This window comes from Streptomyces sp. NPDC092370 (genome assembly GCF_044755265.1).
Taxonomy (GTDB): domain Bacteria; phylum Actinomycetota; class Actinomycetes; order Streptomycetales; family Streptomycetaceae; genus Streptomyces.
Window position 1 is genome coordinate 50160 of record NZ_JBIVQO010000016.1, and the last position, 19740, is coordinate 69899.

Genomic DNA, 19740 nt, shown 5'->3' on the forward strand with positions numbered 1-19740 from the left:
CTCCGGAAAGGGCACGGCATGTGAGCGCTGGTCGTCAACCGCACTCTCAAGCCGTCTCCGCAACCGTCGAACTAGCGGTGCGCTAGTGGACATCGGCTTCACGATCCCCGGCCAGACCCACGAGACCGTCTCCGTGAACCTTCCCGCGGTGGTGTGAGGACCGGCCCGACACAGAGCTCTTGATCCCATGACCGCTGACGGTACGGACTCGACGAAATGCGCGCCCGGGTTCGCCGCCGGTCCGCCGGGGCACAACGGCTTCGCCGGTTTCTTCCGGTCTGCTCTCCGCTGCACGGGGATCCCGGGGGTAACCGCTCGGCATGACTGTTTACGGGCTACACGCCTCGCACGAGCAGATACCGCCCGCGGACCTGCTCGCCGCCGTGGTGCACGCGGAACAGGCGGGATTCACCGCCGCCATGTGCTCGGACCACTTCTCGCCGTGGAGCGAACGGCAGGGGGAATCCGGATTCGCCTGGTCGTGGCTCGGCGCCGCCCTCCAGGCCACCGGCCATCTGCCGTTCGGCGTGGTGAACGCCCCTGGCCAGCGTTACCACCCGGCGGTCGTCGCCCAGGCGGTCGCCACCCTCGCATCCATGTATCCAGGCCGGTTCTGGGTGGCGCTCGGCAGTGGAGAAGCGTCCAACGAACACATCACCGGGGCCGGTTGGCCCCGCAAGGAGGTCCGCAACGCGCGGCTGCGCGAATGCGTAGACGTCATCCGCGCCCTGCTGCGCGGGGAGGAGGTCAGCCACGACGGACTCGTCACCGTGGACCGGGCCAAGTTGTGGACGCTGCCGCCCGCCGTACCGCCACTGATCGGAGCCGCGTGCAGCACGGCCACAGCGGCCTGGTGCGCGCAGTGGGCGGACGGCCTGATCACGGTCAACGCCCCCCGGGAACGGCTGCGCGAGATCGTCGGTGCCTACCGCGACGCGGGAGGGCGCGGGCCGGTGTACCTCCAGGTGCACCTGAGCTGGGCGCCCGACGACGACCGGGCCCTCGCCCTGGCGCACGACCAATGGCGCACCAACGTGCATGCCCCACCTGTCAGTTGGGACCTGGACTCAGCAGAACTGTTCGACATCGTCAGCGAGCACGTGACGCCCGAGCAGGTGGCGGGCACCGTGAACGTCTCGTCCGACCTCGGCCGGCACACCGCCTGGCTCCACGAGTACGCCGAACTCGGCTTCGACGCGGTGATGCTGCACCACGTCGGCCGTGAACAGAGCGCGTTCATCGACGCGTTCGGCGCCGAGGTGCTGCCGCGCCTCGACGTCACCCGCCCGCTGCCCGCCACGGCCGAGGAGTACCGATGCGTCTGACCCGCACATCCGACCTGTGGTGGAAGAACGCCGTGGTGTACTGCCTGGACGTCGAGACCTACCAGGACGGCAACGGCGACGGGATCGGCGACTTCGCGGGCCTCACGCAGCGCATCGACCACCTGGTGCGCCTCGGCGTTACCTGCGTGTGGCTGATGCCCTTCTACCCGACGCGGGAACGCGACGACGGATACGACATCACGGACTTCTACGGTGTGGACCCCCGCCTGGGAACGCTCGGCGACTTCACCGAGTTCGTCCGCACGGCCCGGGACCGCGGCATCCGCGTGATCGCCGACCTCGTCGTCAACCACACCTCCGAGGACCATCCCTGGTTCCAGGACGCCCGATCCGGCCGGGACTCCGCCCACCGCGACTGGTACGTCTGGAAGGACGAGCCTCCCGAGAATGGGCCCGAGGGAGTGGTCTTCCCCGACGCGGAGGACAGCCTGTGGGAGTACGACGAGGGCAGTGGCCAGTACTACCTGCACCGCTTCTACAAGCAGCAGCCCGACCTCAACGTCGCCAACCCCGAGGTGCGCGACGAGATAGCACGGATCATGGGCTTCTGGACACAACTCGGACTGTCCGGATTCCGGGTGGACGCCGTGCCCTTCCTGCTGGAGACGGACGGCCAGGACGACGCCGACGCGCTGCCCGACCCGCACGAGTACCTCGCCGACCTGCGCGCCTTCCTCGGCCGCCGCAACGGCGAGTCCGTGCTGCTCGGCGAGGTCAACCTGCCGTACGACGGCCTCTGCCGGTTCTTCGGGGACCCCGACTCGGACCGCGGGGACGAGCTGACCATGTGCTTCGACTTCGTCGGGATGCAGCAGATGTACCTGTCGATGGCGCGCGAGGACGCGGGCCCGCTCGCCGCCGCGCTGCGGGAACGGCCCGCGGCCCCCCGCGACGCCCACTGGGCCACGTTCGTGCGCAACCACGACGAGCTGACCCTCGACAAGCTGAGCGACGACGAACGCGCCGAGGTCTTCGCCGCCTTCGGCCCCGACAAGGACATGCAGCTGTACGACCGCGGTCTGCGCCGCAGGCTCCCGCCCATGGTCGACGGCGACCGCCGCCGAATCGAACTCGCCTACAGCCTGCTGTTCACCCTGCCGGGCACTCCTGTGCTCTTCTACGGCGAGGAGATCGGCATGGGCGAGAACCTGGCCGCCGAGGGCCGTCAGGCCGTCCGCACGCCCATGCAGTGGACCCCGGAGCCCGGCGCCGGATTCTCCACCGGCGCGCCCGACACCTTCCCCAACCCCCTGCCGGAGGGTGCGTTCGCACCCCAGGAGGTCAACGTGTACGAGCAGAGCCGCGACCCTGGCTCCCTGCTCAGCCGCATGCGCCTGTTCGCCGAGCGCTACCGGGAGGCTCCCGAGCTGGCCTGGGGCGAGTACCGGCTGGTCGAGAGCGGGGAGCGCTCCGTCCTTGCCCACGTCAGCCACACCACCGACGGCAGCGTCCTGGCCCTGCACAACTTCGCCGGCCGGCCGGTCACCGCGCGCGTACGGCTGCCCGAGGCCGGGGCCGGCGGGAGGCTGACGGATCTGCTCGACGAAGGGCACGCGGGTTCCACCGTGCCCGACGACGGTCGGTTCGCCGTCGAACTGCCCGCCTACGGGTACCGGTGGCTGCGCGTCGGCACTCCGGGCGACGACCCCGAAAGGGTCGCCACCGACTGACACGGTGCCCACCGGAAAGCCAGGCGAGGCGATCGAGGCCCACGGCACGGACGAAGAGAGGCGGCACCTGCCGCATGGAAGCGGCGAAGTACCCCGAGGACCCTGGCGCCCTTGCTCGTCGGACCGGCCCCTTGCTCGTCGGACCGGCCCCGGGACCGCCCGGAGCCGGTCCTGGGCCCGGTTCCCGAGCACCGACCGCTCAGCCCTTCACCGCCCCCGGAAAGCGGCGGCCTGGCCGACGGCGTGCTCCTGTGTCTCTCTGCCGCCCGCGCCCGGGCGATCAGCGCGAGCAGCACCTGTCCTTCGGGGCGGTCACAAGCGACCGCCTGTTCGGAGGCGGACGACGCCGCATCGAGGTCGGCCCCTCCCAGAACCCACCGGCCGCTGAAACCAGGTACTCCTCCCAGCCCGGACACGATCCCAGCGCCGGGGCCTGTGCGGCTCCGACCCGGTCACCCGCCTCGCCGCGGTGTGCGCACAAGCGTCGCAGAGCCTTGCCGTAGCCGTGTTCGAAGACCGTGCGAGGGCCCGCCTCTTCAGCGCGGCGCGGCTCCCCTGCCCTCTCGTGGAGGAGCATCAGGTCTTCACAGGCTCCGGGGCGCCCCCATACGTGTCGGGTGAGGGGGCCATTCAGCCGCCGGACGTGGCGATGTTCACGAGCCGCCGGTGGGCGGCGTGTTGCCGGAAGCGGCCTGCGGCGTCACTCCGCGGGCAGGGCGAGCGCCACCTTGCCGGTGGTGCGGCCGTCGAGAAGGTGCCGGATGGCTGCGGCAGTCTCGGCGAGCGGGAAGACACGGTCCACGACAGGCCTGAGCGTGCCCGCGTCGATGAGAACGGTCAGGTCGCGCAACCCGTCGGCGTGCTCGGAGGAGATGAAGGTGCCCAGGTGCTGTCCGGTGAACGGGGACAGCAGGTGTGCGCGCAGCTGCCGGTCGGTGCCGCCGAGCCAGCGGCCGTCCGTTTCACCACCGGTGATGACCAGCCTGCCGCGGGGCGTGAGGGACCGGCGCAGATCCCGCAGACCACGCTGGCCCGCTATGTCGATGATGGCGTCATAGCGTCGTGGGTCGGCGAGGCAGTCCTCGCGCGTGTAGTCGATCACGTGGTCGGCGCCCAGGGCTCGTACGGCGTCGAGTTTGGGGGTGCTGGCGACGGCGGTGACCCGGGCGCCGAAGGCGTGGGCGAGTTGGACGGCGAAGGTGCCTACACCGCCCGCGGCTCCCGTGATCAGGACCTGCTGGCCTTCTTGGATCCTGGCCCTGTCGCGAACCGCCTGGAGTGCGGTGAGCGCGCTGACGGGTACCGTCGCGGCCTCCTCGAAGGTGAGTCCTGGCGGTTTGGCGGCGATTCTGTCAGGACGGGTGGCGGCGTACTCGGCGAACGCGGCCACCGCCGTGCCGTAGACGTCATCGCCGGGCGCGAACCCGGTCACTTCGTGGCCGACCGCTTCGACGACACCGGCGATGCTGCGGCCGGGATTGGGGAGCTTCGGCCTGCGCAGGCCGCTGACAGGCCGGACCGCGTACGGCAGGCCGGCCATCATGTGCCAGGTGCCCCGGTCCACACTGGAGGCGCGCACACGTACCAGCACCTCGGTCGGCTCGATGTCGGGCCGAGCGAGCCGACCCGCGCGCAGCACGGCTTCCGGTTCGGCGCCGTAACGCTCCTGTACGACTGCCGCCATCGTCCTGGTCTCGTCGGCGGTTGCGATCCGCTCACTCATGTTCCGCATGGTCCCTGCTCCCATTCGTGTCGGCCGCGTACTTACGCCGTAAGTACAGCACTTACGGCGTAAGCTCGTCAATGCTGGGAGACCGAGAGGAAGGGATGTCCACCGTGACCCGACGTACCGTCCGTCAGGCGAGCCGCGAGCCGCTCACCCGGCAGCGGGTGCTGCGTGCCGCAGTCGAACTCGCCGACTCCGGCGGCCTGGAGACACTCAGCATGCGCAAGCTCGGCGAGGCCGTCGGAGTCGAGGCGATGTCCTTGTACAACCATGTGGCCAACAAGGAGGACCTGACCGACGGCATGGTCGACCTGGTGTTCGGCGAGATCGAGCTACCCACGCCGGGTGACGGATGGCGACAGGCCATGCGGCAGCGGGCCATCTCCATGCGTCTCGTACTGTCCCGCCACCGCTGGGCCATCGGGCTGATGGAGTCACGGTCCACTCCCGGCCCAGCCACCCTGCGCCACCATGACGCCGTTCTCGGCTGCCTGCGCGAGAGCGGGTTCTCTCTCGCGCTGACTGCTCACGCCGTGTCGGTTCTCGACAGCTACATCTACGGGTTCGCCCTGCAGGAGAAGGCCTTGCCCTTTGACTCTCCGCAGGAGTCCGCCGAACTGGCGGATTCCATCATGAGCGGTTTCGGCGATGGCGAGTACCCCCATCTCACCGAGATGGCGACCGCACACGTCATGCGGCCCGGGTACGCGTTCGGCGACGAGTTCGAGTTCGGGCTGGACCTCATCCTCGACGGCCTCCAGCAAGTGTCGAGCTGACGGGCCGGCGGCGTACCGGCCACCTCCGGTTCGTTGCCATGTCGAAGCGGTGTGCCGCTGCCGGAAGCGGCGCGCTCAAGAACCGTTGCCGCCTCAGCCGAGGTCCTTCAGGAACTGTCGCTGGTCTCTCAGCAATCCGTTCACGAAGAGCGCGCGGGGGGAGAAGAGCGCGGTGAGCGTGGTCTTGACGCCCGACTGCTCCACGGACTGTTTGAGCATTGGGACCCGTGAGGGTAGCGCTTGACCGTCAATGCACTGCCGGGGTCCAGCACTTCGCGGTAGACGCGCTCCGTGTCGGCGGTGTCCACGTTGATGTCATGGCCCGCGAGGGTCAGCAGCACCGGTATGCCGCGCAGGGCGTGCAGGTCTTGTGTGGCGTCCGCGGTGCAGTTCTTGGAGATGACGCCCCGGCGGTCGGCGGTCATGCCCTCCGTGTCACCGCGCGTTGCGTTCAAGGGCGAGGGTCTCAAGTTGGGAGGCATCGTGAGGGTCGGCAGTGACCACCGCAAGTCCGGCGGCACCGTCCGGAAGGTCGACCGGACCTTCGTCCACCCCGGCTACACGAACGGAGAGAACAGGGCTGCCAACAAGAACGACATCGCGTTGGTACGACTGGATCACCCGGTCACCTGGCAACCCCTCAGGATCGCCGGGCAGGCGGCACCGCCCGGCACACAGACACGGCTCCTGGGCTTCGGCACCACCGTTGACACCGAGTTCACGTTCCCGGACCGGCTGCAGGAGCTGAGCACCCGCAGGGGCGCCGCATCGGAGTGCGCACCCGGCTACGCGGACGGGACCCGGCTGTGCACGATCTCCACCGTGCCCAAGGCGATGGCGTGCTTCGGGGACTCAGGGGGACCGCAGGTCCAAAAGGGGCGGGACGGCCGCTGGGAGTTGATCGGCGTCACTTCGGGGCCCGGCGCCCCCAAGGTGCCGTGCTCACAGGGCCCCGGCCTCTACACCAGTGCGCCCGCCTACGCGGACTGGATCGACAAGACCATGAAGACCAACAGGGCAACGGCGATGGCGGCCGACGTCGCCGGCCTCGCCGAAACCGGCGCGAACGACAACACCGCAGAAATCGCAGTAGTGGCCGCCGCGCTGCTCGCCACCGGTGGCGACACCACCCTCGCAGTACGCCATCGAAAGGCCCGCCACGCCGCCTGAGTGAATCGGCCGCAACCTCAAGGCGGCCACCCTCGCCAGGTGCCGCGGTCCTTCACCACGTCCTGCCACCCCGACCCGCTCTACATCACCGAGCGCGGCGCTGCGCCCGCCCTTTCCCTTGCCCGGGGCGGGGATGGGCCAGGCCCCGGTCGTGACCCGGTGGTTGTGTCACCAGCGCGGAGTGGGCCGAAGCGCTTTGAACGCGGTGGCGTACACATCCTTGTGGTGGGCACTTGGAGTCTGCTTGACGCTGTGATGGAGATGCGCGGCGTCAGATGGGGTTCCAGTACCCGTCGGTGGATGGGTTGTGAGGGGAGAGGTATCACCATGATTCTTCCGGCGGAGAAGGAACTGCGCGCTGTGCTGGCCCGGTTCGCCCAGGCACGCATCGAGCACGACGTGCGCCCCACCGGCCGCACCAGCCGGGCACTCGAAGACTCCACGTACACGCTGTGCGTCATGACCGGATCGCGCACCGCCGAGCAGGCTCTGCCGGCGGCCGATGCGTTGCTTGAGCAGTATGGGGCGGGCCGTGAGAGCGCCACCCGGAAGGACGAGACGCTGGCTGCGTAGGGCGGGCATTCGTCTGCTCACGCACCGTCGGCACGCGGCCGTCAGCCAAGCTCGTACTCACCGCCATGACCGGTTCGTAGTGAGGTCGGGCAGCCGGCGGCCCATGATCTCGCGCGGCACGAAGCAGCCCGCCGCATAGGCCCTTTGTCGTGCGGGGGAGTGCGCTGATCGTGTACGGACTCGAGGACCCCTCAGGGCGCGTATCGAGTCCTGATCAAACTGTCCACTTCGCCCGCCGCCTGTGCGACTCGCGTGAGAGGATCCGTCCATGAGCAGCGACCTGGAAGTGAGTGCTCTGGCGATCAACGTCACGATCCCGCAGGCGCTCCGCTGGACGGACACTCGACGTGGTGAAGAGTTCCAACTGACCACGCTCAACATCCGGCTTCTCCCGGACGGTCACCTCGCCGCGAAAGCCTATGGCCGACCAGTCGCCGGTGGTCGGGGCGCATATGTGTCGTTCCCGGTCCCCGACGAACCAGAACTGGCGGCTCTGGTTGTCGAAGCGGCCAGCCGCGCCGGGACGTTGTGGGCAGCCCATCGCGGTCTCGGCTGAACCTGGTTCGGCTCGAGGGCGGACGGTGGCGGTTCCGGACTCCGCTCTCGCGGCGGGGTCTGGTCCGGTAAATTTGTGCGACGCGGGTGCAATTGAAAGTCTATGCGTTCGCGGTTTCGTCGGCCCAGCCCGCCCCAGGCCGGACGCAGTCGCCGGGGACAAGGCCTACTCGTCCCGCGGCAACCGGGCTCACTTGCGTCAATGCGGCATCAAGGCAGTGATCCCGGGGGAGAAGGCCAGGCTGCCAAACGGAAGAAGAAGGGTTCCGGAGGCGGTCGGTCCGGCAGCCACGACGCCGCTCTCCACAAGGAGAGGAATACCGTCGAGCGGCTGCTCAACGGACTCAAGGCAGGGCGGGGCATCGCCCCCCGGCAAGAAGGTGCCGGGCCGCAAACGGCACATCGTGACCGACACCCTCATGCGTCGGTGGCCGCATCATCGATGTCACCACCGGCTCCGCGGCGTCGTCGGCCGTGTTGTCAGTGGCCTGCGGCATGATGCGGGGCACGTGACGGCCTGCCCGACAGGGGCTTTGAGACCGTCCTCGACGAGGGGAGTGCTGTGCGCAGGCCGGTCGCAGGCGAGGTACGTGTTCACGATCGTCAGATTTACGTCGAGAGTGATCCGGACAGCCCCAGACCTGACCTCGCCAAGGCGTTCGCGTACCAGATCGGCGGGTTGTGCGGGGCTGCGGTCCCAGGCGTGATCGTCCTGTCCACCGGGCTGTACGCGGGCGACGTCGGCTTTGTCGTGGAAGTCCACGACGCAGCTCCTGCGCTGGACCCGGTCTGGGATGACGTGATGGAGGTGTCCTTCCGCCCCGAGTCGGAACGCACAAGTTTGGTGCAGGGGGACGGCGAGGCCGCGTGGGACCTGGGTCTCGCCCGAACCGACTACCGGGTCCGGTACTGCGCCCGGGGGATGGACGAGGGACGGGAACTCTCCACCAGAGCGGCTGGGGAGTCCCGGGCGGACAGCTACCTCCTGCAGTTCTGGCCTGCCCCACCCCGCCCGGACGAGGTGATCCGCCACACCTCGCGGATGGCCGGGGACCTGCACTGGAACGTGCGCCAGACGGCGCGTACGCCCGAGCAGCTCGCCGAGGCCGAACACCTGACTCGCCAGGTGTTCCGACGGGCGGCCGAGAAGCGGGCCGAACAAGCCGCCGAGGGGCGCCGCCTGCACCACGAGGAGTGGGAGTGGGGCGGGCGGCTGCCGAGCGAGAGGTTGCGCGGTGCCCGCGAGAGCAACGTCCTCGGTCTGCTCCGCTTCGACAGCGACCTGGTGCACGCCCTCGATGTCGTGGGTCCCGAGGTACAGCGTGCAGTGGCGTTGCTGGCCGCGCGGCGGGCCTGCGAGGCTGCGGGCCTGACCGATGTGCCGTGGGTCGCCCAGGCGCTCTCGGAGTCGGCAGAGGGACGCCCTCTGCCGCCGCCGTTCGACTACCCGGCGAGGATGTGGGAGGCCCTGCGCTCCGACTCTCGCGTACCGGACAGGACGGTGCTCGAAGCGATACCTCCGGAGTGGCCGCCGTACGTCCCGCCGCCGTTCGCGGACACAGGGCGCAAGGTCGTCGTGGTGCCCCTTGCCGATACGCCGCGCACCCCGGGACGGATCTCACAGCCGCACTTCGCTCTTCCCGCCGTGCTCGCCGCCGCCAAGCCCGTCCCGCTCATAGCGGCACTGGACGCGGTGTGGCATGCGCTGAACACGTACGGCGAGCACTACCCAGAACTGCTGGACGAGATCCGGTCGGTGTGCGCCGAGCGGGCAATGAGCATTGCCGCCGCACTCCGTATCCGTACCACCCCGCCGCGGCTGGTCGACGTCACCGCGGTCGCCCCGCAACTGGCCCCGCTGGCACGCACGGCGACCCGGCTGCATCCCCGCCCCGGGTCGCCCACGCCGTACGACAGCTCCGTCGGCGGGCCGCTGCTGTGGCCCGCCGACGAGCCGTGGCCGCACTGCGAGGGACCGCACGAGTGGGACGGGTGGAACGAGATCCTCTCGCCCGAGGACGTGCGGCAGCGGCGACGCATCCGGTCAGCGGTGGCGAACCGGCCGGGCGGCGATCCCCCGGGGACCCGGTACACGCCCGAGGAGCTGGCGATCGAGGAGCGGATCAAGGCCGGCCGCCCGTGGCCGGAGGGCCCGATCGCCATGCTGCCCGTGGCCCAGTTGTACGTACGCGACGTCCCCTTGCTGCGCCCGCCCAAGCAGGCCGAGGCAGATCTGCTCCAAGTGCTGTGGTGCCCCTTCGATCACCCCGCGCAGCCCGAGACCGCGCTGTTCTGGCGGTTCGCCGCCACAGTCACCGACATCCTCGACACACCCCCCGAGCCGCCGGCGATCCAGTTCCCCGGCTACCTGCCGGAGCCGTGCCTGCTCGCGCCGGAGCAGATCACCGAATACCCCAACATCATGGAACTGGGCAAGGAACTCCAGCGGCAGCTGGAGGACTGGCGCAGGTGGCAGACGGCCGGCGCCGCTCCGGACAGCTTGGACAACACGCCGTACCCGCTGGACAGCTCGGACACGCCCTGCTCGAAGGATTTCTACAACGAGCTCTACACGGGCAGGATGTCCGTCGCTCCCGGCTGGAAGGTCGGTGGATGGACCCGTTGGGGCCTGACCGATCCCCTACCCCGGCTCTGCCCCTCATGCGGCACCGAGATGGATCCGCTGCTGACCATCGCCTCGGGCGAATGGAACTCCAACTATCCCGACTGGATTCCCGACGAGGACCGAGCCCGCTCTCTGTCATCCACCACTCATCCCGAACCGCACAACCCGACCATGCTCGACCTCGCCCGAGGCTACGATCTGCAGCTGCACGTCTGCCCGGTATCCCCGGACCATCCGCACATCGAGCTGATCCAGTGAGCCGTTCCCCAGTCGGCGGCTGCGCCGCCGTCTGCCGGACTTCGGCGGCGGCCGCCGGCTCCAGTTCCAGCAGGTGATGCTCCGGCGTCGGCGATGTCCAGCCGACCCGCCAGGTACTCCGTGACCTCCACTGGTACCTCGCAGGCTCGGGGACGCGAATCTAACCGAACAGCGCCGGGAGGCCCTGGTGTCGTTGTTGTACGTGTCCGAACCCGTCCAGTCCAACTCGGCTGCTCCATCGTGTGATTGCCTCGCGCATGCGTAAGGCAACGCGGCCGACCATCCGGACCGGGAACGCCGGTATCCCTCCGACATGTCGGACAGCGACCGAGCCGGCCAGCGGTCACGGCAGGCACCGCGTTTGCGTATCCATGGGGGCTGCGTAGGGTCACCGATTCGCAACAGACGGCGCCGAGCAGAATGCAATGAGGCGACTGTGGCTGAATATGGTCTCTCAAGCTGACGCGGCCATGTAGTAGCCAATGCCACCACAACGGGGGACCTATCATGATGATCACACGTCGCTACAGACCGATCACGTTCCGGACGCTCACCCTGGGCGCCTGCGTGGCCGGGGTCGTGGCGCTCACCGGCTGCTCCTCGGACTCCCGAAGCTCGGGCGGCACGGCCGCGTCGGCCGTCACTTCCTCGCCGGCAAAGGGCGAGCAGGGTACCGATGGGACCTCGTCCCCCCAGGCGCTGCCCGTCGGCAAGGTCTCACCATCGGCAGGCAGCAAGGTGTCCCCACCCCCGGTACCAGCGGGGACACCTGCGGCGTCGGCCTCTGGCTCGACGGCTTCCGGGGGCGCCGGTGGTGAGGGCGACGACTGCGATCACAAGATGCCGATCTCGCCGGATGAAATCGCCGTGTACCGCTACACACCCGAAGGCGGGTCCCTGAGTCTGATCATCCGACACGGTAACTGGGGTTGCGGCACCCCGGATTCCGACGGCGCACCGTTCGAGACGGTCGGCAAGGAGACCTACCTGCCCATGGACCAGGCCGCGTACGTCACTGTCACCGACCCCGTCGTGGCCAGCACCGAGAATCAGCCCATCGGCGTGCAGGAGTTTCTCGACTGGCTGGAAGCACACCCCGACAGCGGCCTGGTCTTCCGCTACCACCTGGGGGCGGACGGAGCCATCGACCGTCTCGAGCAGGTCTTCACCCCCTGAACGGACAGGCGCGCATGTCTCTGCGAGTCCGCCCTTCCCCAGGCGTCGGCGAAAAAGGAATGCTGGTACGAGCAGTCACCCCCGATCAGGCTGACCGTCCCGGAGGCCAGGCAGCCTCGGCATGGCTCGCAGAGCGCGCAGTCGCCGCCAGCAGACGAGTGTGCATCCGAGGATGAGTGCGGGGTGTGGTCCGAACCGGCGTTGTTCCATGGTTTGGACAGCGCATACGGGCGTCACGATCAGCACCGGCCACGTCGACACGGCCTCGACACCATCGCTGCTGGAGCTGGTCACGTTCGCACGCGTGCCCGACGCCGAGCCCGTCATCCACACCTTCGGCCTCGACCCGATGGAACACGCGGCTATACGAGGTGTTCGCGCACGCCACCGGCACGGGCGCCCTCAACGTCGTGCCGCACCGCGAGTGAAGAGGAGTCCAGCCGAGGGGCCGAACGGGCCGTCCGACCCCTCGGCCAGGGTCCTTCAGCCCTACTGCTCGTCACCACGCGGCGGTTTCATGGAATGGAGCCGAGGGCCACAAGGAGACACGGCGAAGCGGAGCGAGACCGTGCACCGTGCAATTCGGGCCCGCAAGAAGCAGGCGGCGGCCCTCGGTTCCATGAACACCTGCTGTGTGCCGCCGTCGCCGTCCGATCCGGGCCGCCACCTTCGGCCGAGGTGCAGCCAGGGCCGGGCCCGGCGACTCCGGAGACCGGGGACAGTGCCGGGAGGAGACTCATGCACTGGGAAATCCATCCTCCACCTTCACCTGGTCGCAGGCGCGCGCTGAACTGACGAGCCTGGCGCACCGGTCTCGTTCCCCATAGCCCCGGGCCTGCCGACGGCAGGCGCCTCTGCTCGGTCACCAGGGAGGAAACAATGCCCGCGCAGTGCACAAGCCGACAGCGGCCGACAGCCCGGCTGCTCCCCCTCGCGGCAGCTTCCGCCGCACTGACGCTCTACGCGCGGTGGATCCGCCCGCGTCTGTTGACCTGGGGCGCGACCCGGGACGAGATCACCGGTGCCTATCCCGGCGACGAGCTCGTCCCCGACCCCGACGGCACGTCGACGATGGCCATGACCCTTCCGGCGCCTCCCGAGACGGTCTGGGCCTGGCTGGCGCAGATGGGATACGACCGCGGAGGCTGGTACAGCTGGGACTGGCTGGACCACTACGGTGAACCCAGCGCCGACCGCATCGTGCCCGAGTGGCAGAACCTTGAAGAGGGACAGCGTCTGAACGTGGCCCGCAGCAGCCGGTCCTGGTTCACCGTGGCCCGACTGGAGCGGAACCGGACCCTGGTGCTGCGGTCGGACCTGAATGTGCCCTCCGGCCACTCCTTCGACCCGCAGTCGGATCCGCTGCCGCGAGCCCGCGTCGGCGGAATCTGGGGCTTCCATCTGCGGCCGACATCCGACGGCGGAACCCGCCTGGTGGTCCGTACGCACGGTACGGGCCGCCCCCGACCGCTCACCCGGCCGTTCGACCTGCTGCTGGGGGAGCCCGCGCACTTCATCATGCAGACCCGTCAGTTCCACAACTTGCGCACCAGGGCCGGTGGGGAGTCGCTGGGGACCTCACGTTGAACGGCCTACGCGCCCGGCTGGGATGACTGGACGCGCAGAGAGAGAGGAGGCCGCGACCGTACTGGTGGGTGACGAGGCCGACGGCGGTGCGGTGCGAGGTCCCTGGTGGCCTACCGTCAGGGACCACGGGTGGCCTGCGTCCAGCCCAGCGTCTGCTTGAACAGGCGGAACGTGGGTAGTTCGGGGTACCGGGCGGTCGTCCGGGGCCCGGGCCGGTGCGGTTTTGGTGCTCTGGCGGGGCAGTGCATGTGCTGGCGGAAGCGTGACGCGTCTCCTGCCGCGGCTTCACGCAGCAGACCCACTCTCACGACCTTCGTCTCGTTCAGCACACCTTGATCGGAGTACATGATCAGACGAAGGCCGCCTCAGCGGCAGGCGAATGCCCAGGTGAGCGGCGCAGTTCGAGGACCGTTTCGCCACGGGAAGGTCGAATAGGTTCGCTACGTGGGTGCAGTCGATGAGTTTGGGCGGCGACAGGAGTCTGATGGAGGACACTCGATCTCTGGAGGCTGCCCTATGGCTGAACCACACGGCTCAGAAACTCGGAAAGCTCTGGAACGGGCGATCCACGTCGAGCGGTTGGCGCTCGCTCAAGACCTCGCCGAGCTCAGCGAGGCCCAGTGGGCGAAAGCATCACTGTGTGAACGCTGGACCGTGGAGGAGGTCGTAGCCCATCTGACGGCAGGTGCCAGCACGAGGATGTGGCGCTGGCTGCTGAGCATGCTGGCCGCGCGGTTCGACTCCAATCTGCATAACGACCGACGACTCGCAAAGCACCGTGGTGCTACACCTGAAGAGACCTTGCGGCGATTTCGCGAAGTTGTCGTCGGGCCCGCCGGGCCGACAGGACATACTGCGGCATGGCTGGGCGAAATAGTCGTCCACAGCGAGGACATCCGTCGGCCATTGGGTCTTGTGCGGACACCCCCCGTGGCCACGACGACCGCCGTGGCCCGGTTCTTCGCCAGCCGCGATTTCACCGTCGCGAGCAACACTGCAATCGCGGGGTTGCGGGTCGAGGCCACAGACGGACCGTTCACCACCGGCTCGGGGGATCTGCTCCGGGGGCCGACCCTCTCGCTGGTGATGGGGATGGCAGGCCGCGCAGCGGCCTGCGAGGACCTTGAGGGGGACGGGGCGGCAGTCCTGCGCGCCCGACTCCGCTCAAGTTGAAGAACAAGCTTTACGGCAGGGGCGGTGCGGTCGGAGACTTCCTGGCCGGCCGCAGCCGAACCGTCCCGCTCAGGGCTTCGCGGGTGTCGTCGCCGTCGACGAGGCGCCAGGGGGTGGCAGGCGTCGGTGCTTGTGAGGAGTGGATGCCGGGCCGGGCCTGACGACCGGCGGCAAGGGCCGGGGTGATCGTCCGTGAGGCACGTGCGGGCCGATCTCGTCGTGGGAGCGATGACGTGTTCCTCAGTCGCCGTGCGAGCCGGTGGGTCCGGTATCGAGGGGCGCGACGCGGCGCGGGGTGGCCGGACCTTCGGGGCCGTATCCCAGGCGGATCAGCATCTGCGGGTGCCCGACGAGGTCGGGTGCCGAGCTCAGGGAGTGGCGCAGGTCCGGCCACTCCATCGGCTGGTGCAGCAGGGAGGCCCGTACGCCGTGGACCGTCGCGACCAGCAGGAGGTGCTGCAGGGCCTGCCCGGCCCGGAGCCAGTCGGCCCGGCGGTCGTGGTCGGTGGTCAGCAGTGCGATGGCCGGGTTCGTTTCGAACGGCCGGGCGTCATGGCGTCCGGGGTACGTTCCGGTCAGTGCCAGGTTCTCGACTCCGTCGGCGCCCTGGAGCTGCTGCGGCACGAGGGCCGGGAATACGCCACCACACCCGAGGCGATCCGCGGCGCCCGGGATTACCTCGAGGGCGCCGGCGTGCTGCCCGCCGTCGCCGTCCAGGCGTCCCGGTCGATCGGTGAGGAGGGCCGCCGATGAGTACTTCCCTTGCCACCACCCTGCACACGGCCGGACCCGCCGGCGCGCAGGCGCTGTGGCCGCGGGAAAGAAGCACGCTGGGGCCGCCGGTGCAGGTGCGGCGTGTGCGGGCCGTCGTCCGCCCGGCCCGCCATGTGCGGGAGAACGGTCGTCTGGCTGCCCGGGTACCTGCCGCGGCTGCAGCGGTGGGCGCGACGGCGACCTCCCACCTGGACGAGATGCATGCCGGGGCCGGAACCGCCTGGATCCATGGGCCGCACGACACCTCGCTGTGCGTCCACCCCGCGACGGTGACCGGTTTCCGCCTCACCCGTGGGGAGGTCTGATGGCCGCGGCACTCGGCGTCCTGCCGTACCGGCATGTGCTCACAATGCCCAACGAGCCGGCCGCGGTCCATCTCGCCCGCGAGACCGCGCAACAGGCGCTGACCGAGTGGGGCATCGGCCTGCACCGGGCCGTTGTGGACGCGGCGCTGCTGATGCTCAGCGAGCTGGTCACCAACAGCGTCCGGCACGCCGCCGAGATGTCCCCGCAGATCACGGTGATGTACGCGGCGAGCGGGAGCCGCCTGGCCCTCTCGGTACACGACTGTCACCCCTACCAGCCGCCGCTGCCACGAGCGGACACCGGCACCGGTGTGGCCTTGGCACGGTCATGGAGCTCACTCGTCAACACGGCGGCACCGCTGCCGTCCACGGTGACGCCGAAGGCAAGACCATATGGATCAATCTGCCCCTGTGACGCCCCTGGCCGACGGGGGGCCTCGCGACGGGCGATTCGGGGTCGACCTCGTCGGCGGTCGGATAACGGCCGGTGCCGAGGATGCCGTTCTCGGAGTGCAGCACCACATGCACGCCGGGCGGGAGGTGGCCGGGGAGGAGTGTGGGCAGGCCGATGCCGAGGTTGACGTAGCAGCCGTCGGTGAGTTCAGCGGCCGCGCGGGCGGCCATCTGGTCGCGGGTCCAGCCGCGGGGCGTGTCCATCGTCGTGCTCATGCTCGTACTGTCCTCTTCGCGATCTGTTTGTCAGCGGCCTGAGCGGGGGTGAGCTCCACGATCCGCTGGACGAAGACGCCGGGGAGGTGGACGGTGTCGGGGCTCAGCTCGCCCGGTTCCACGAGCTCTTCGACCTCGGCGATCGTGATCCGGCCGGCCATCGCCGCGAGCGGGTTGAAGTTGGCCGCGGCGCGGCGGAAGACCAGGTTGCCGTGCCGGTCCCCCCGCCACGCCCGGACGAGGGCGAAGTCGGTGGTGATGGTGTGCTCCAGGATGTGCGGTCGGCCGTGGAAGTCGCGGGTCTCCTTGGGTGGGGAGGCCACGGCGACCGAGCCGTCCGCCGCGTACCTCCACGGCAGACCGCCGTTCGCGACCTGGGTACCCACACCGGCCGGGGTGTAGAACGCGGGGATGCCCGCGCCGCCGGCGCGCAGTCGTTCGGCCAGTGTGCCCTGCGGCACCAGCTCCACCTCCAGCTCGCCCGACAGGTACTGGCGGGCGAACTCCTTGTTCTCGCCCACGTAACTGCCCGTCACGCGGGCGATCCGGCCGGCGGCGAGCAGCACGCCCAGCCCGCGGCGTCCACGCCGCAGTTGTTCGACACGACCTGCAGGCCGGTGGCGCCCTGTTCGTGCAGGGCCCGGATCACCACTTCGGGGATGCCGCTGAGGCCGAAGCCGCCGACGGCCAGAGACGCGCCGTCGGCAATGTCGGCGACCGCCTCGTCGGCGTTCGAGCTCACCTTGTTCACGGAAGTGGTCCCTCTCAGCTGGGGAGTACGGACGACCGGCCGCCGTCGACGACGAGGTTGGCGCCGGTGATGTGGCCGCCTCGTCGGAGGCGAGGAAGACGGCCCCGTTGACGACCTCATCGGGGCGCCCGACGCGGTCGAGGGGGGTGTGGCGGGCGAGGGTCCACATGGGATGGTCGTCGGCCGGCGGGTTCGCCGCGCGTGGCCTCGGTGTCGATCATCCCGGGGCTGACGCAGTTGGCGCGGATGCCGTACGCGGCTCCTTCGGCGGCGAGCTGCCGGGTCATCGCGATCACCACGCCCTCGGACGCTATGGGGGAAGGCAGTCCGCTGGTTGGTGAGCGAACCGGTCAGGCCCGCTGAGGATTCCACGGTGACGATGCAGGTGCGACTGCGCACCAGGTGGGGCCGGGCGACCTGCGCGGCCAGCCATACCGAGTCCAGCTCGGCGCGCATCGTGCGGCCGAAGTCCTCGTACGGCTGGGTGTCGACGGCACCGAAACGGACGGCGTTGGCGTAGAGGATGTCGATGCCCCCGAAGGCGTCCGCGGCCTCCTCGACCCAGGCGCGGACGGAGTCCTCGTCGGCCGCGTCGAGCGGGCCGGGGGTGAGGGCCGCGCCGCCCGCCCGCGCGACGAGACGCTGGGCCTTCAGTTCGGACTCGTGCCGCAGGTCGCCGTCGACGACGATCGCGCCCTCGGCCGCGAACCGCAGCGCCGCCACGCGTCCCGGACCGCGGGCCCCGCCCGATAGCAGGGCCACCTTCCCTTCCAGCCGCTTCAATGCCCCTCCGGATTCGAAGCAGCCCAATCCGCGGCAGCTGCACCCAGAGCGTCCGAGATGGACTTGACGCCCCCATGCGTGGTGAGTCCGCCGTCGACCGGGATCTCGGCGCCGGTGATGAAGGAGGACTCGTCGGACAGGAGGAAGACCACGAGCGGGGCGACCTCGTCCACCGTACCGGTGCGGCCGAGAGGGGTCTCGCGGATGTTCGCCTCGCGGAAGGCAGGGGCGGCGGAGGCGGTCATCTCGGTCTCGATGAAGCCCGGGTGGATCGTGTTGACGCGGATGCCGCGCGGGCCGAGCTCCGTGGCCGCGGTCTTCGACAGGCCGCGCAGTGCCCATTTGCTGGTCGTGTAGGCGACCGGGTAGTGGCCGCTGAGCGCGGCGGTGGAACCGACATTGACGATGGACGAGCCGGGCGGCATCAGCGGCGTCAGGTGCTGGATGGCAAGGAGCGGGCCGGTGACGTTGACGGCGTGGACTCGGGCGAAGTCGTCGGGGGTCACTTCGTCGAGGCGGGCGCGCCATGTGATGCCCGCGTTGTTGACCAGGCCGTGCACCTGGCCGTACGACTCCCTCAGTTCGGCGGCCAGCTCCGCCCAGTGCTCCTCGTCGGTGACGTCGAGGTGGCGGCAGCCGGGGGCCTCGGTCACGTCGGTGGCGATGACGCGGGCGCCCTCGCGGGTCAGGGCCTCGGCCTCGGCGGCGCCCTGGCCGCGCGCGGCGCCGGTGACGACGACGACCTTGCCGAAGAGCCTCTTGGGGCGCAGGTCGTTCACGGCCGCTCCCGGCTTCGGCGCCGGGCGGTCGGCAGCGGCTCCGGATTCCTGCCCGCGACCACGGTGTTGGAGACGGTGCCGATGCCTTCCACGGTGAGGGTGACGGTGTCTCCCGGCTTCAGTGCGGGCGGGGACTGCTCGCCCCGGACGCCCCACAGCTCGGCGAGGCAGCCGCCGTTGCCGCAGGTGCCGGAGCCGAGCACATCGCCGGGGCGGACGACGGTGCCCCGCGAGGCGTAGGCGACCATCTCCTCGAAGGTCCAGCTCATGTTGGACAACAGGTCCTTGCCGACGACCTCGCCGTTCACCGAGGCGGTCAGCGCCAGGCGCAGAAAGCCGTCGGTGTCGCGGTACGGCTCCAGTTCGTCGGCGGTGACCAGGTACGGGCCGAGGGTGGCGGCCGTGTCCTTGCCCTTGCACGGGCCGAGGCGGACCTGCATCTCGCGGGACTGCAGGTCGCGGGCCGACCAGTCGTTGAAGACGGTGTAGCCGATGATGTGGTCCCGTGCCTGTTGGGGCGTCAGGTCCCGCCCCTCCCGGCCGATGACGGCGGCGACCTCCAGCTCGAAGTCGAGGACTTTGCTGCCCGGCGGCACCGGGACGTCGTCGTGGGCGCCGATGACGGCGTACGGGTTGGTGAAGTAGAACGTCGGGGCGTCGTACCAGGCTTCGGGCACCCCGCCGACGCCGACACCGTCGACGGATCGCCGTACTCCTTCGACGTGTTCCTCGAAGGTGACGAAGTCCCGCACGGTGGGCGGCTGAAGCGGTGGCAGCAGCCGCACCTCGGACACGTGAGGGCCCGGCGGGACGTCGAGCGTGGCGGCGCCGGCGCGCAGGAGCGCGTCGAATCCGTCGCCGCAGCTGATCAGCTCCGTGAGCGAGCGCGCCCCGGGAACCGGGTGGAGGGTGCCGTCCTCCTCCACGACGGCGACCCGTCGCTGGTGTCGATGTTCATAGGTGGCGAAACGCATGTACGGCTCCAGGCTCCGGCGGTCTTCGGCAGCGGTGGGAACCGGGGACGCGGCAAGGGCGTCAGGGCG

At 69.8% G+C, this 19740-nt stretch carries 16 protein-coding genes and 6 pseudogenes; 13 read left to right on the forward strand and 9 right to left on the reverse strand.

Annotation, left to right across the window (positions count from 1 at the left end; all coding sequences use genetic code 11):
• Positions 1 to 320 precede the first annotated feature (320 nt).
• Positions 321 to 1325: a TIGR03885 family FMN-dependent LLM class oxidoreductase gene (locus ACIQHQ_RS33895; protein WP_402619589.1), complete on the forward strand. Its 1005-nt coding sequence runs from the start codon at positions 321 to 323 to the stop codon at positions 1323 to 1325.
• Complete coding sequence (locus ACIQHQ_RS33900; RefSeq protein ID WP_402619592.1) at positions 1316 to 3016, forward strand: alpha-amylase family protein; 1701 nt, start codon at positions 1316 to 1318, stop codon at positions 3014 to 3016. The genes ACIQHQ_RS33895 and ACIQHQ_RS33900 overlap by 10 nt, the downstream gene beginning before the upstream one ends.
• 700 nt (positions 3017 to 3716) lie before the next feature.
• On the opposite strand, the gene ACIQHQ_RS33905 is transcribed toward ACIQHQ_RS33900, so the two are convergent.
• Positions 3717 to 4739: an NAD(P)-dependent alcohol dehydrogenase gene (locus tag ACIQHQ_RS33905; protein WP_402619595.1), complete on the reverse strand. Its 1023-nt coding sequence runs from the start codon at positions 4737 to 4739 to the stop codon at positions 3717 to 3719.
• Between the two features lie 104 nt (positions 4740 to 4843).
• Here ACIQHQ_RS33905 and ACIQHQ_RS33910 point away from each other — a divergent pair, with 104 nt between their 5' ends.
• Positions 4844 to 5518, forward strand: a complete 675-nt coding sequence (locus ACIQHQ_RS33910; RefSeq protein WP_402619598.1) for a TetR/AcrR family transcriptional regulator — start codon at positions 4844 to 4846, stop codon at positions 5516 to 5518.
• Positions 5519 to 5611: 93 nt separating this feature from the next.
• Here the strand turns inward: ACIQHQ_RS33910 and ACIQHQ_RS33915 are convergent, their stop codons facing one another.
• Positions 5612 to 5737, reverse strand: a complete 126-nt coding sequence (locus ACIQHQ_RS33915; RefSeq protein WP_402619601.1) for a hypothetical protein — start codon at positions 5735 to 5737, stop codon at positions 5612 to 5614.
• A 246-nt stretch (positions 5738 to 5983) separates the two neighbouring features.
• Here ACIQHQ_RS33915 and ACIQHQ_RS33920 point away from each other — a divergent pair.
• The 7 genes and pseudogenes from ACIQHQ_RS33920 to ACIQHQ_RS33950 form a co-directional block, all read left to right on the forward strand.
• Positions 5984 to 6688: pseudogene (locus ACIQHQ_RS33920) on the forward strand (S1 family peptidase); the annotation flags it as partial.
• 327 nt (positions 6689 to 7015) lie between these two features.
• A complete protein-coding gene (locus ACIQHQ_RS33925; protein ID WP_402619604.1) occupies positions 7016 to 7261 on the forward strand; it encodes a DUF5133 domain-containing protein in 246 nt (81 codons plus the stop codon).
• Positions 7262 to 7529: 268 nt separating this feature from the next.
• Positions 7530 to 7817 carry a hypothetical protein gene (locus ACIQHQ_RS33930; RefSeq protein ID WP_402619606.1) on the forward strand — a complete coding sequence of 96 codons (288 nt, stop codon included), beginning with the start codon at positions 7530 to 7532 and terminating at the stop codon, positions 7815 to 7817.
• Between the two features lie 1773 nt (positions 7818 to 9590).
• On the forward strand, positions 9591 to 10700 hold the full coding sequence (locus ACIQHQ_RS33935) for a hypothetical protein (protein WP_402619775.1): 1110 nt from the start codon (positions 9591 to 9593) through the stop codon (positions 10698 to 10700).
• Positions 10701 to 11207: 507 nt separating this feature from the next.
• Complete coding sequence (locus tag ACIQHQ_RS33940) at positions 11208 to 11876, forward strand: hypothetical protein (RefSeq protein WP_402619608.1); 669 nt, start codon at positions 11208 to 11210, stop codon at positions 11874 to 11876.
• An 879-nt stretch (positions 11877 to 12755) separates the two neighbouring features.
• The gene (locus ACIQHQ_RS33945; protein WP_402619611.1) at positions 12756 to 13463 is read left to right on the forward strand and encodes a hypothetical protein; all 708 of its coding nucleotides are present in this window, start codon (positions 12756 to 12758) and stop codon (positions 13461 to 13463) included.
• A gap of 516 nt (positions 13464 to 13979) precedes the next feature.
• On the forward strand, positions 13980 to 14636 hold the full coding sequence (locus ACIQHQ_RS33950) for a maleylpyruvate isomerase family mycothiol-dependent enzyme (RefSeq protein WP_402619613.1): 657 nt from the start codon (positions 13980 to 13982) through the stop codon (positions 14634 to 14636).
• 240 nt (positions 14637 to 14876) lie between these two features.
• Here ACIQHQ_RS33950 and ACIQHQ_RS33955 read toward each other — a convergent pair whose 3' ends face one another.
• A complete protein-coding gene (locus ACIQHQ_RS33955; protein WP_402619789.1) occupies positions 14877 to 15260 on the reverse strand; it encodes a hypothetical protein in 384 nt (127 codons plus the stop codon).
• Between ACIQHQ_RS33955 and ACIQHQ_RS33960 the strand changes: the two are divergent.
• The 3 genes and pseudogenes from ACIQHQ_RS33960 to ACIQHQ_RS33970 form a co-directional block, all read left to right on the forward strand.
• Positions 15186 to 15389, forward strand: a pseudogene (locus tag ACIQHQ_RS33960) (sodium-independent anion transporter); the annotation flags it as partial. The gene ACIQHQ_RS33955 and the pseudogene ACIQHQ_RS33960 overlap by 75 nt on opposite strands.
• Complete coding sequence (locus ACIQHQ_RS33965; protein ID WP_402619615.1) at positions 15386 to 15715, forward strand: pyridoxamine 5'-phosphate oxidase family protein; 330 nt, start codon at positions 15386 to 15388, stop codon at positions 15713 to 15715. The pseudogene ACIQHQ_RS33960 and the gene ACIQHQ_RS33965, both read left to right, overlap by 4 nt.
• Positions 15715 to 16130: pseudogene (locus tag ACIQHQ_RS33970) on the forward strand (ATP-binding protein). Before ACIQHQ_RS33965 ends, ACIQHQ_RS33970 begins: the two are co-directional and overlap by 1 nt.
• 35 nt (positions 16131 to 16165) lie before the next feature.
• Here ACIQHQ_RS33970 and ACIQHQ_RS33975 read toward each other — a convergent pair.
• From ACIQHQ_RS33975 to ACIQHQ_RS34000, 6 genes and pseudogenes are all read right to left on the reverse strand, one after another.
• Positions 16166 to 16372: pseudogene (locus ACIQHQ_RS33975) on the reverse strand (CoA-transferase); the annotation flags it as partial.
• Between the two features lie 8 nt (positions 16373 to 16380).
• Positions 16381 to 17135, reverse strand: a pseudogene (locus tag ACIQHQ_RS33980) (CoA transferase subunit A).
• A 116-nt stretch (positions 17136 to 17251) separates the two neighbouring features.
• Positions 17252 to 17422 (reverse strand): SDR family oxidoreductase, encoded by a 171-nt coding sequence (locus tag ACIQHQ_RS33985; protein ID WP_402619777.1) that lies wholly within the window; start codon positions 17420 to 17422, stop codon positions 17252 to 17254.
• Positions 17423 to 17537: 115 nt separating this feature from the next.
• Positions 17538 to 17897 (reverse strand): annotated as a pseudogene (locus ACIQHQ_RS33990) (SDR family oxidoreductase); the annotation flags it as partial.
• A gap of 17 nt (positions 17898 to 17914) precedes the next feature.
• Complete coding sequence (locus ACIQHQ_RS33995; RefSeq protein ID WP_402619617.1) at positions 17915 to 18697, reverse strand: SDR family NAD(P)-dependent oxidoreductase; 783 nt, start codon at positions 18695 to 18697, stop codon at positions 17915 to 17917.
• Entirely contained in the window at positions 18694 to 19671 is a 978-nt protein-coding gene (locus ACIQHQ_RS34000) for a fumarylacetoacetate hydrolase family protein (protein ID WP_402619619.1), read from the reverse strand. The genes ACIQHQ_RS33995 and ACIQHQ_RS34000 overlap by 4 nt, the downstream gene beginning before the upstream one ends.
• Positions 19672 to 19740: the final 69 nt, after the last annotated feature.